The following is a 12,235-nucleotide window of genomic DNA, read 5'->3' as shown; positions in this document are numbered from 1 at the left end:
GGTGGTACCGCCGATCCCAGCCTAAGGAGGTCTCTCACGCTGCGGCCCGATCCGCGCGAGCGTTGAGCCATGACGACAACTGCCCTCATCACAGGTGCCAACAAGGGAATCGGCTTCGAGATCGCGCGGCTGCTCGGCGAGCGCGGCGTCACCGCCATCGTGGGGGCGCGCGACGAGGAGCGCGGCCGGGCCGCCGCCGAGCGGATCGGCCAGCCGTACGTGCGGCTCGACGTGACCGACGCCGACAGCGTGCAGGCCGCCGCCAAGTGGATCGAGCAGGAGTACGGCACGCTCGACATCCTGGTGAACAACGCTGGGGTCATGGTCTGGGCGGAGGACCCGCGCCCCAGCGCCAGCAGCGCTGACGAGCTCAGGCAGGTGTACGAGACCAACGTGTTCGGTGTGGTCACCGTGACCAACGCGATGCTGCCGCTGCTGCGCCGGGCCGAGGCGGCCAGGATCGTGAACATGTCGAGCGAGCTCGGCTCCCTGTCCATGGTGATGGACCCGGACAGCCGCCTTTGGGAGCGCAACCTCATGGCCTACAACTCCTCCAAGAGCGCGCTCAACATGATCACCGTCTCCTATGCCAAGGAGCTATGGGACACCTCGATCAAGGTGAACGCCGTCACCCCGGGTTACTGCGCCACCGACCTCAACGGGCACTCCGGCCACCGCACACCCGAGCAGGGCGCGACGATCGCCGTACGGATGGCCACCCTCGACGCCGACGGCCCGACCGGCGCCTTCCTGGACGAAGACGGCCCGCTGACTTGGTGAGGTGTGGAAGGGAGATGTCCGGACAGTAAGGAGGCTATGGGACAAGATTTGGACAAAGAGCGGTTTTCCGAAGCGGAGTACACCCGCTTCGGAGAGCGTCTCCACGAGCAGCTGGACGTGCTGCGCGAGCTGCTCGACAGGCCGGGCTTCGGCGAGGGGCCGACGACCATCGGCGCGGAGCTGGAGCTGTTCCTCATCGACGAGGCGGGCCGCCCGCTGCCGCGCAACGCCGAGGTGCGCGACGCGCTCGGCGACCCCCGCGTGGTCCTGGAGCTCGGCCGTTTCAACCTGGAGGTCAACCTGACTCCGCTGCCGCTGGAGGGGCGGCCGTTCGAGCAGCTGGGCGCGGAGGTGCAGGAGACTCTGACGAGCGTGGACCGGGCGGTCGAGGGCGGCGGCGCGGTGCCCATCGGGATTCTGCCCACCTTGAGCGCCGACGACTTCACCAAGGAGGCGATCAGCGACCAGAACCGCTACCGGGCGATGAGCCGAGGGCTGCGGCGGCTGCGGCTGGAGCCGTTCCTGGTCAAGATCGACGACCTGGAGCTGGCGGTCGAGGACGTCATCCTGGAGAGCGCCAACACCTCGTGGCAGGTGCACATCCGCACGCCGCCGGACCGGTTCGCCCGGCTGTTCAACGCGGCGCAGCTGGCCACCGGGCCGGTGCTGGCGGCCTGCGGCAACTCGCCGTTCTTCCTCGGCAGGCAGCTGCGGGAGGAGACCAGGATCGCGTTGATGGAGGAGGCGGCCGACGACCGGGACCTGGAACGGCGCTATCGGAAGGACGGCCGGGTCACGTTCGGGTCTGATTGGGTGCGCGAGGGGGCTTACGAGCTGTTCGAGCGGTACGTACGGGACTATGACCCTGTCCTGCCCGACATGACGGACAACCCCGACCCGCTGGACGTGCCCGAGCTGCGGCTGCACCAGGGCACGATCTGGCACTGGAACCGGCCCGTCTACGACCCGTCAGACGGCGGCCACCTGCGGATCGAGATGCGCGCCCTGCCCGCGGGACCGTCCTGCGCGGACATGGCGGCCAACACCGCGTTCCTCATCGGGCTGACGATGTCGCAGGCGGAGCGGGACCTCACCGAGTACGCGTTCGCCGAGGCGTACCAGAACTTTTACCGGGCCGCCATGCACGGGCTCGACGCAAAGCTGTCCTGGCCCGGCCGGGACGGCGATTTCGCGGCCGCCGACCTCGTGCTCGAGCTGCTGCCCGAGGCCAGGGAGGGGCTGCTCGCGGCCGGGGTCGCGCCGTCGGACGCCGACGGCGCGCTCGACGTCATCAGGCAGCGGACCCGGCTGCGCCGTACCGGAGCGGCGTGGCAGCGCGAAACGCTGGCCGAGTTCGGTGGCGACGCGGAGCGGCTGGTACGGCGGTATCACGAGCTCGCCCTTTCCGGTCAACCCGTACATACCTGGAGCTAGCCGAACTTTCCCGCCCGCCGATCCGTCGAATACACGAGACATCGACGGAAAAGCGAGGGAAGTATGGCTGCACCGGGGATCGTTCCGATCGACAAGACGCCCTTCACCTTACGCAGGGCTACGGGCACCTTGGCCGAGGGGGCGGCCAAGCTGGCCAGCGGCATCGGCGCCGTCTCTGTAGAGGCGGTGCTGGCCCACGCCAACCGGACCGGCGTACACAAGGGGGCGACGGGGGCGCTGGGCTCGATGAACCCCAAACCGGTCGACTGGTACGCCTTCGACGCCAAGGACCAGGACACGACCGACTGGTATCCGCAGGGCCTGACCTGCGGCGAGGACTCCGGCTCGGCGGGGGTCCCGGTGTTCGTGGCCAGCTGGTACTTCAAGCCAGAGGCGCCCGTGGTCGAACGCGGGATCAGGGTGAGCTTCCTCAGCCCGCAGACGCTGAAGTACCAGCACGCGCTCCTCGTCGAGGCCAAGCCCGACGGGTCGTACGGGGCGATCAACATCCACGCGGGCGGCGTGGCCTGGCACGGCGACCTGCTCTACGTGGCCGACACGAGCAAGGGGCTGCGGGTCTTCGACCTCAACCACCTGCTCGACCTGCGTACCGCCCAGAACGACCTGGGTGATCCGACGCGCATCGGCCGCCAGGGCGGCAAGTACCACGCGTTCGGCTACCGCTATGTCATCCCGCAGAGCGACTCCTGGCGCCTCGCCACGACCGGCGCCCTCTTCTCGTTCGCCTCCATCGACCGCAGCACCACCCCGCACACCCTCGTCTGCGGCGAATACCACGAGAACGACGCCAACGGCCGCGTCGCCCGATGGGACCTGGAGCTCAGCGGCGGCGTCCCCAGGGACGCCTACGTCATGGGTCTGCCGAAGATCCAGGGTGCGCTCTCCAGCGGCGGCAAGTGGTACATGAGCCAGGCGGCCGACGGCAACACCAACGGCAAGCTGCACGTCAGCACCGAGGGTAAGCTCGTCACCCGCCCGTATCCCATCGGGCCGGAGGACCTGACCGTGCAGGACGGCAGACTGTGGAGCGTCACCGAGTTCAGGAACAAGCGGGTGATCTTCGCGGTCAATCTGTGAGGTGCTGGTACAGCAGTTCGCGGTAGCGGCGGTCGAAGTCGTCGTAGCGGGCGCGCAGCCGGGGGCCGGGCCAATCACCGGGCAGCAGTTCTTCAGGCAGCAGCGGGTCGGCCAGCAGGTGGCGTACCACCGCCGCCGACACCAGGAACCCCTCGGTCAGGCCCTCGGCCCGGTCGAGCGCGCTCTCCAGCCGGCGCGCCTCGCCCGCCCAGCCGTCGAGGTCCCACAGCAGCGGCGTGGGGTCGTCGTGCGGGCGGCCGTCGATCAGCGTGCACTGCGCGGTGACGCTCTCCGGCCAGCGCCGCAGCAGGTTGGCCGGGCGCAGCCAGGTGCCCTCACGGAGCTCGGCCAGGCGTAGCGCGATCATCGTGTGCCGGAAGGCGGCCCGGTCGGCCGGGGCGCGGCGCTCGGCCGTCACGACCGCGATCTCCCAGGTGCCGTCCCACGATCTGGTGTGCGGGTCGCGGCTCTCGTCCTGCCTGCCCTGACGCTCGATGAGGCGGTCGGACAGCGTGTAGCGGCCGCTGGACTGGACCAGGTCGCCGGCCGCCACCATGCGTGACAGCGCCACCCGCACGGTCCCCTCGGCGATGCCGAACAGCGCGCCGATGCGCACCAGGTGACGGGCGGCCAGCCGGGGCGGATGGCTGCCGAGCAGCGCGCTCAGCACAGCCGACCTCGCACTGAGATTGTTACGCTCTTCCATCGCGTGTCGAGTATATGTAATGTCCGGGGTATGGGGCGCTATCTCATCGAATCGATCGACGGCAGCGACCGTTACGCGACCGAGCGCTATCAGGGCGCCGCGGGGCGTAACTGGTGGAGCTGCGATCCGACGCTGCAACTGCTCATGCGGCGCCACCTGGGCGACGGCTTCGCCTGGGCCACGCCGTACCTGGACAAGCTGGGCGCGCTGATGGGCGGCACGGTGGCCGAGTGCGCGGAGGAGACCGATCGGCACCCGCCACGGCTGGAGAAGTACGACAAGTGGGGCAGGGACGTCAGCGAGGTCGTGATGCCGCCCTCCTTCCACACGGCCAGGAACGCCCTCATGACCAACAACTTCACCGCACCGGCGTTCGCCGACGAGGCTCGGGCGAACGGCGCGAATCCCGCCGCACTCGCCGCTGCCTGGACGTACCTGCTCGACCAGGCCGACATCGGGATGGGCTGCGCGCTCGGAACGGGCGGGGACATGGTGGTCTCCCTGGCCGAACGGCACGCACCTGAGGACGTACGTGACCGGGTGCGGGCGATCTTCGCCAACGGCTTCTACTCCGGTGAGGCCGCTCAAATGTTCACGGAGCGGACCGGCGGCTCCGACCTGGCCGCCCTGGAGGCCACGGCGGTGCCGGACGGCGACTCCTGGCTGCTGTCCGGGCTCAAGTGGTTCGCCTCGAACGCCAACGGCTCCGCCTTCGTCGTGCTCGCCCGGCTTCCCGAGGGTGACGTGGCGCCGTTCCTGGTGCTGTGGGAGCGCCGTGACGGCTCGCGCAACGGGGTGCGGATCAGGCGGCTGAAGGACAAGCTCGGCACTCGCTCCGTCGCGTCGGCCGAGGTGGAGCTCGCCGACGCGGAGGCGTTCCTGCTGGCTGGGAGCGGCTCCGGCTCGGGGCTCGGCACGATGATGAAGCTCACCAACGCCTCCCGGCTCGGCGTGGCGATGATGGGTGCCGGCGTGGCCAGACGCGCCCTGGTCGAGTCGCTCTGCTACGCGCGCTCTCGCGAGGCGTTCGGCCGGCCGCTCATCGAACAGCCGCTGATGCGCCGCAAGCTGGCCGAGCTGATCGTCGAGGTCGAGGCGGCCCAGGCGCTCGTCTTCGACGGCCTCGTCGGACCGCGCCTGCGCATCGTGCCCGCCCTGATCAAGCTGCGGGCGGCCCGGCTCGGCGTCACGGCGGCCAGCGACGCGATCGAGGTGCACGGCGGCAACGGCTACATCGAGCAGTGGCCGGTGGCCAGGCTGCTGCGCGACGCCCAGGTCAATCCGATCTGGGAGGGCGGCGACAACATCCTGTGCCTCGACGTACGGCGGGCGATGCTGCGCGAGAACGCCCACGAGCCCTTCCTCGACCGGCTCGTCTCCGCCGTCGACCCCGCTTCGTCCGTCGACCCTGAGACAGCGTCTCTCGTCCGCGGCCGCATCGAGGACCTGCGAAAGGCGATCACCGCCTGGTCCTCCCTGGACCCCGTCGCGGCGGAGGCGCAGCTGTTCGCGCTGGCCACGTACATGGCGGATGTCTACGCGGCGGCGCTACTGCTGGAGCAGGCGGCATGGGAGGCGCGGGAGTTCGGCACCGACCGCAAGGCGCTGGTGGCCCGGCTCTACGCCGACGCGCACCTCGTCGATCATGGTCCGTTGCGGGGGATCGACCGTCCGGCAGAGGGCTTGGACCGCTTTGACGATCTTCTTGCGGGCGCTCTCACACTCTGATGGGGACAGGGCCTTCGGTGCCCTGTTCCGCCGCTGTTCCAGCCCACGAGGTGAGTACTCGGGCGGATCGCCATGCTGCCCACATCTCGGAGGTTGAAATGCGCGACACTCGGAAGGTCCAAACTGCTGTTCTCGGGTTACCCGGCTCGCACCAGCCGATCATGATGCCGTTCGAGCGGGTCGACGCCGAATTGCTTCGGCGGAAGTACAGCGCGAAGCGGTTCTTCTGCGGAGAGTGGCTGGGCGGCTGCGGTAAGGAGCTGTACACGCGCATCGGTCCGGTGCGGGTGCCGCACTTCGCCCACCACCCGGAGAGCAGTGATGGGCCCGTGAACTGCCGACGGTCTAGCACTGATGAGCAGAGCGCCGACCATCTGTACATCCGGCAGGAGCTCACCGACTGGTTGAGGCGGTGTGGCCACCAAGTCAAGGCGGTGCACCTGGAGGGCTCGGTCCCCCGGGAGGGAGGCTCATGCACCGGTATGACGATCGAAATGGCCAAGGGCGGTCTGATCGCCGTTGCGCTCCGCAATGACCTGCGCGAAGACTCGAACGGCAAATGGCCTCAGCGGGATGCCCAACTCCGGCGATCACACAGGAGCGTCGAGTGGCTTTTCGCTCCGTCGGTTCCCATGGTCCGGCACATGACCAAGCGCCAGGGGCATGCGTTCGTTGTCGGCTGTGAAACCGACGGGTTCCAGCGCATCGTCAAAATCGGAACGAAGGTCGGTGGCAAGATCCCGCTGTGGGCGAATCTCCAGGACTGCACGATTGACGAACGCGGGCGCGTCCGGACCCCGCACCTGGCCGAGCTTCCTCGGAACCGAACGACGCAGGCTCCCTACTGGCCATCGACGGCCGAGCCAGCGAACACAAGGGCCGCGTCAATCGAGAAGCCAAAGCAGGGGGCAGCGGTGCCTCATCCCCTTGCCGCGGTCGGATTCGCTGTGCACGAGGAGTCGCTCACCCTCATTCCCCGTTCGGGAAGGACGATGACACATCGCGAGATCGATGCCGATATCGCGTGTACGGACTTCGTTCTACCCACGACATCGGTCCGCGTGATCATCGCGGAAGCGGACTCGGCGCCAGTCATCGGTCGCTCTCACATAGTCGCTGGTCCTGCACTCTTGTCCGCAACGTCCCCCATGGGATCCACCGAGATCGTGTGGAAGCTCCAGGTACAAGACCTTGTCCTCATTCCTGCTGACGACGCGGATCAGGTGGATGAGGAATCGAAGGAACCTGCCCAGACCAATTCGGATGCATGGGCAAGGACGCAGGCCATTCTGGCGACGCTGGAGTACGCAGAGACGCAGCGGGATGCCGACACCTGGGCCGGCCTGTACGAGGAGGTCGAAGCCCTTATGGAGCGGCTGGGCGCGACGGAGCGGAGCGAGGCGGACCAACGGCTCAATCGACAGCGGAACATCGTCCGAGAAGCCGAGATTGAACGGGAGCGCAGCAGCGAGCCGGCCAAGATGCGCTCCGGCAAGCCCCCGAAAGCGATCCCATTGCCAGCGCCCGCATCGGCCCGTTCCAAACCGCGAGCGTCCAAGGCGGCCCACGTGGACAGAAACCAGGTGGCCATCCTTTTCGGCATGATCGAGCAAGCGGTCTCGCAGAGAAAGCTCCGAGAAGCCAGGGAGGTGTGCCAGGCGTTGGAGCGATTCCTGGACGGGCTGCCGTCAGCTGAGTATCAAGAGGAGCTCGACCGGCTCACCAAGCGCAAACGACGACTCGGTTTGCGCTAAATCGGGAGAGGCGAGCCAGGGGTTTCCGAAAGGCTGTTAGGGACCTCGATCAACCAGCCTGACCGCGCAGAAGAAGGTCCCACAGATGTACGGCCTGCGCGGTCCGTACCCGCTCCGTTTCGTGAACTACAACGCCGCCGTCGTGAGAAGACTCCAGACGGCGGATGAACATCAGCCCGCCCGCCTCGCAGAGCTCAAACTGAATGTTCCCGCAACAGCAGGTGTGGCGGCGTACGCGCACCCTGGCTGTACGCGAAGTGGGAAGATCCCACTCGATTTGCTTGTGGACAGCACCGAGTGGCGCGAGATGCACCCCGTGAAATTCCGGCGGAATCGACATGTCAGCCCTTCATGGTTGCGGCGGCATGGTTGTCCGGGATGGTGACGCACCCCGTGGCCATGCCGCCGCGTCGCACGACGCCGGTCCCTCCCGAACGGCTTCGTACGAGGTCATCGGATGGAAGGCGCGACGGCGGGGATGCCCCCGGAGCGGTCTACGCCGCCGCGTCGTTCACGGAGTCGGCCGCCCGACCTCGGCGAGCACTCGCTCGACCCGGTCCGCCGCCGCGAGGACGTCGTCCACCGGGCTGATCGGCGCGCCAGGGGAACCAGTACCAGAGCGTAACCGGCGTCCATGGCGTGTCCTTCCCGTAGGGCGCCCCGGTGTTGTACGCCCAGAGGGGGTGAGGGAGGCGGCCAGATGGTCGCCCAAAACCGCCTCCCTCGGTCCCGGCCGATTGCTCAACGGCGCCCGATGAGGCGGCGTCCAGGGGAAGAGAAGACGGCCGGGAGTTGTGGCTCGCGGCCCCTGGCGGCCAGGGGCTCCACCGTGGGACTGCGAGTTGTAGGCGGCGCGGGCTGGGCAAGGCCCGTGCCGGAGTGCGCGGTCGGCCATGGATGAGCTGTCCCCGACCGGCCGCGCCAAGACGCGGCGTAGCATCCCCGACTGCGCACGGGGTCGCCTGCCTGGCCACGTCTCGTCTTGTCACCCGAGCCCCCTCTGGAGCCCGGGAAGAGCATCTTGAACACTGCCGCCTTCGGAGCGCCGCCCCACAACAAGATGCGGTAGACGGTCCGCCTGCCAATCAGGCGGCGCCACGCCATCCATGAGCTGCCAAAGCTCGTCTGGGTCATCTGCCTGGAGGATGATGCTGTGATCGGATTCCCCCATGTAGATGGCGATGTAGCGGCGCCAGTAGAGGGAGTACATCAGAAAGAACCAGCCGCAGGCGCGGCGCTGAAGGTCTGCTACCTGCCTCCTCGCTGCCGTGTCAGCGGCGATTTCGGCCTCACTGGCCAGCATGGGCTCCTCCTTGGTAACAGGGACGTTCTGATGGCGCAGGCCGACCGAAGCAACCGCTCGGCCTGCGCCGAAGGCGCGATACGGCGGGGACGACTACACCGGGCCGCTCGCGCTCGGCGTGGTAGCACAGCGCTTCGGGCTTGTATCTCCGCGGCTGTTGGCTGCCAGGCCGTGCTCAACTTCTCCGGGGGACGTCGGCCAGGTCTGATGTCTCCTCAGCGCGGTCATTGGTGCTCCGAATGGCGTCCGGGCTGTGGATGTCCCAGTCGGCCGTGAAGGTGGCCGTACGGAGAGGGCCACGTACGAACAGCAGCCGTGCCCCAATCGCGTTGAGCTGTTCCCGCTGCCGAGCGGCGACGTGTTTCTCGCCCAGATGGTGTGCGGTGGGCAGGACCACCCCGTAGGCGCCCGACAGGAGCAGGACGTCCAGCAGGCCGGCGAATGCCGGGGCGTCCACCAACGCGGTTCCTCGATCGGTGAAGATTCCGCAGAGCCGCAATTCGTGCTGGTCGCAGTATTGGGCGAGGGTCACCGTCAGCGCTGCCTGCCGCTCAGGCGTCGAGCGGTGTAGCCGCAGGTACCCGTAGACGATCGGATGATCCACATCCTGTTGTTCGGTGAGTGTCCACAAGGTAGCCGTCCTTACCGTGGTCAGGGTTCTTGGCTCGCCCTTCGAGCATGGCCAGCTCCGGCCCGGCCGGATACGACCGGCTGTCGCACTTACGTTGCACTTCCGTAGTCACTCGATGTCTCTGCGTGCTTCCATGGGCCGTGGAAGGGAGGAGCGACGTGACGACCGTGCATGAGTGGACCGGCCTTGAAGCGCGTGCACTTCGTCTTGCCTTGCGGATGAGCGTGCGGGTGTTCGCCCAGCACCTCGGAGTGGCTCCCCGCACCGTGGCGAAGTGGGACCATCTCGGGTCCGCAACCCGGCCCCGCCCTGACACCCAGGCCATCCTGGACACCGCGCTCGCCCGCGCGGACTCTGCGACCGACCCACTTGCGGTTCGAGACCCTGCTCCTGGAACTCGGTCAGAACACCGGCCAAGGTCTACGAGTCACCCGCGTAGGCCCACGGGCCTGGGACTACGAGACGTGGACCGACGACCTCGACCGCGCTGTGGTCGCACTCAGTCGCCAGAGCTTCAGCTACGCCACTGACCTGTTGAACCGATGGCTCACCCGCTACGATCCCCACGCTCTCGACGACAAGGGTCTGTACCTGTTCGCCCGATCGACGACACTGCTCGGTGACCTCCAACGTGACCAAGGCGCAGTGGCCGGCCCTCTGTCCGCTCGCCGCTCCTACCTCAACGCGCGCTCGATCTATAGCCAGCTCGACATCCCCCGCCGCATCGCCCAACTCGACCTGTCGCTGGCGGTCGTGGCCGAGATGTCGGACCGGTTGGACGAAGCCGCCAAGGAGTATGAGGTGCTGGCGGTGGACGACCGCCTCTCACCTCGTGACCGGACACGTGCCCGGCTGTGGGTCGGCACCGCCTTGAGCAAGAACGACAAGAACGACTACGCCGCTCGCCTGATGACGACCGCCATCCGCGAGTTCGAGAACCTCGGCGAGCCCGAGGATTGGTCCGTCGCGCACCAGAAACTGGCCCTGGCACACCGTGGCGCGGGAAACCTCTCGGAGGCGCTGCGCCTGATCGACCTCGCCCGCGCCACCGCCGTTACCGACGTGCCCATGCAACGGGTACGCCTGGAGACGGCTTACGGGCACATCCTGCTTTCCGACCGGGCAACCGTGGATGATGGGCTGATGATCCTCGACCGTGCCGCGTGCGAGGCCGCACGGCATGGGCTCGCGCACCAACTGCGCAGCATCGAGGGCATCCAGCGGTCCATCCAGGGGGAGACCCGCCTCCCTCTGTCACGGCGATCAGGGAGCAGCAGAGTGAGCGTCAAGCAGCAGGTCATCACCGACGAGCAGTGGCGGCACGCGCGCGCGATCTGGGATTACCACCAGATGCACCACGACCTGCGCCGGTGTGATGTGGCCATCGGCCTGGGCAGCCACGACCTGGGGGTCGCGCGCGCGGCAGCCGAGCTTTATCGCGCCGACTGGTTCCCGCTGCTTGTCTTCTCTGGAGCCACCAGTCCCACCACCGCGGCCCGCTTCCCTCGTGGTGAGGCAGTCCATTATCGCGAGTACGCGCTCGAATCCGGCGTGCCCGACAAGAGCGTCCTCCTGGAGCCGAAGGCGACCAACACCGGGCAGAACATCAGCCTGTCCCGGGAAGTGCTGGCGGACGCCGGAGTCCAGCCCAGTTCGGTCCTGCTGATCTCCAAGCCGTACATGGAGCGTCGGTCCTACGCCACCGCACGAAAGGTTTGGCCCGAGATCGAGGTGGTGTGCGCCTCCGAGTCGCTGGAGCTGGACGACTACGTCAGTTCGATCGGCGACCCGAAATTGGTCATCGACATGCTCGTCGGCGACCTCCAGCGCGTGATCGAGTATCCGAAGCTCGGCTACGCCATCGAGCAGCCCGTCCCAGGAGAGGTCCATGACGCCTACCAGGCTCTTCTCCGCGCCGGATTCGACAGCAGGCTCCTATCGTCCTGACCTCCCGTACGGCGAGGTGTGCGCGATCCACCAGCCCAACCTCTTCGCCCGGCTCTCGACCTTGGCCAAGTTGTTCACTGCGGACTACTGGATCGTCCTGGACGACGTACAGTTCGCCCGCAGGGATTACCAGCATCGTGCGCGCCTCGCCTCGCTCGACGACTCAGGACAGACACAGTGGCTTTCCATCGCTACGCATCTGCCACACGGCCGCTCCACTACCATCCGCGGAGCGCGTCTGGCCGATCCCGTCCGTTGCCGACGCCGTGTCGCCCAGCTTCTTGCCGACCACTATCGGCACGGTGCTCACTGGGCGGCGTTCAAGAGACGCCTCGAACCCGTGCTCGCCGAGTTCGAGAGAACCGACCGACTGGTCGACGTGACGGAGGTGTCCACACGCTTGCTGTTGGAGGAGGTGGGGTGGCCGGGGCAGATCCTGCATAGTAGCGATCTGCTCGTACGGGGTGAGAGGTCGCAGAGACTGGCCGACCTCGCTTGGCTGACCGGTGCGACGACCTATCTCTGCGGTACCGGGGGAATGCGATATCTGGATCCGGCTGTGTTCCGCGTCCATTCGATCGACGTCCTCTCCTTTCGGACTCCCAGATCGGGCATCTGGGCATCCGCTCGAGAAGTGAGCGCCGTACATGCTCTGATGCTCGTCGGGCCGTGGGCTATGAGGCGGGAACTGGAGATTCTGCGCGGACGAGTTCTGACGGAGGATCCGTGACCTGGCTTAAGCGCAGACAAGTTCCTGGTTGCTTGCGTCCCGCGCATCCGGAGTGACGGCGCCGCCCGCGTCAGGAGTGGATCTAGCTCTGCGCGACCTCAGGAGCGTGTACGGCCAGTGATCT

General features: G+C 67.5%; 10 protein-coding genes. 7 read left to right on the top strand and 3 right to left on the bottom strand.

Translation table 11 applies throughout. The features are described from left to right. The first annotated feature begins 69 nt into the window (after positions 1-69). From AB0J16_RS50025 to AB0J16_RS50015, 3 genes are all read left to right on the top strand, one after another. Entirely contained in the window at positions 70-780 is a 711-nt protein-coding gene (locus AB0J16_RS50025; protein WP_358553457.1) for an SDR family oxidoreductase, read from the top strand. A 36-nt stretch (positions 781-816) separates the two neighbouring features. Continuing rightward, positions 817-2,214, top strand: coding sequence for a glutamate--cysteine ligase (locus tag AB0J16_RS50020; RefSeq protein ID WP_358553455.1), 1,398 nt, complete (start codon positions 817-819; stop codon positions 2,212-2,214). 63 nt (positions 2,215-2,277) lie between these two features. Next, complete coding sequence (locus AB0J16_RS50015) at positions 2,278-3,312, top strand: hypothetical protein (protein WP_358553453.1); 1,035 nt, start codon at positions 2,278-2,280, stop codon at positions 3,310-3,312. Here the strand turns inward: AB0J16_RS50015 and AB0J16_RS50010 are convergent. Continuing rightward, complete coding sequence (locus AB0J16_RS50010; protein ID WP_358553451.1) at positions 3,302-4,018, bottom strand: PaaX family transcriptional regulator C-terminal domain-containing protein; 717 nt, start codon at positions 4,016-4,018, stop codon at positions 3,302-3,304. The genes AB0J16_RS50015 and AB0J16_RS50010 overlap by 11 nt on opposite strands. A gap of 30 nt (positions 4,019-4,048) precedes the next feature. Here AB0J16_RS50010 and AB0J16_RS50005 point away from each other — a divergent pair, with 30 nt between their 5' ends. Together AB0J16_RS50005 and AB0J16_RS50000 are read left to right on the top strand one after the other, a co-directional pair. After that, complete coding sequence (locus AB0J16_RS50005; RefSeq protein ID WP_358553449.1) at positions 4,049-5,746, top strand: acyl-CoA dehydrogenase family protein; 1,698 nt, start codon at positions 4,049-4,051, stop codon at positions 5,744-5,746. 161 nt (positions 5,747-5,907) lie between these two features. Beyond that, positions 5,908-7,500: a competence protein CoiA family protein gene (locus tag AB0J16_RS50000; protein ID WP_358553447.1), complete on the top strand. Its 1,593-nt coding sequence runs from the start codon at positions 5,908-5,910 to the stop codon at positions 7,498-7,500. Between the two features lie 985 nt (positions 7,501-8,485). Here the strand turns inward: AB0J16_RS50000 and AB0J16_RS49995 are convergent. Both AB0J16_RS49995 and AB0J16_RS49990 read right to left on the bottom strand, forming a co-directional pair. Next, a complete protein-coding gene (locus tag AB0J16_RS49995; protein WP_358553445.1) occupies positions 8,486-8,803 on the bottom strand; it encodes a hypothetical protein in 318 nt (105 codons plus the stop codon). Between the two features lie 175 nt (positions 8,804-8,978). After that, positions 8,979-9,434, bottom strand: coding sequence for a hypothetical protein (locus tag AB0J16_RS49990; protein ID WP_358553443.1), 456 nt, complete (start codon positions 9,432-9,434; stop codon positions 8,979-8,981). Between the two features lie 369 nt (positions 9,435-9,803). On the opposite strand from AB0J16_RS49990, the gene AB0J16_RS49985 reads away from it, so the two are divergent. Beyond that, on the top strand, positions 9,804-11,381 hold the full coding sequence (locus tag AB0J16_RS49985) for a YdcF family protein (RefSeq protein WP_358553441.1): 1,578 nt from the start codon (positions 9,804-9,806) through the stop codon (positions 11,379-11,381). Further along, entirely contained in the window at positions 11,323-12,111 is a 789-nt protein-coding gene (locus AB0J16_RS49980; protein WP_358553439.1) for a WbqC family protein, read from the top strand. The genes AB0J16_RS49985 and AB0J16_RS49980 overlap by 59 nt, the downstream gene beginning before the upstream one ends. Positions 12,112-12,235: the final 124 nt, after the last annotated feature.

The organism is Nonomuraea sp. NPDC049750 (assembly GCF_040659625.1).
Lineage (GTDB): Bacteria > Actinomycetota > Actinomycetes > Streptosporangiales > Streptosporangiaceae > Nonomuraea.
This window is presented reverse-complemented; position numbering and strand designations above follow the sequence as displayed.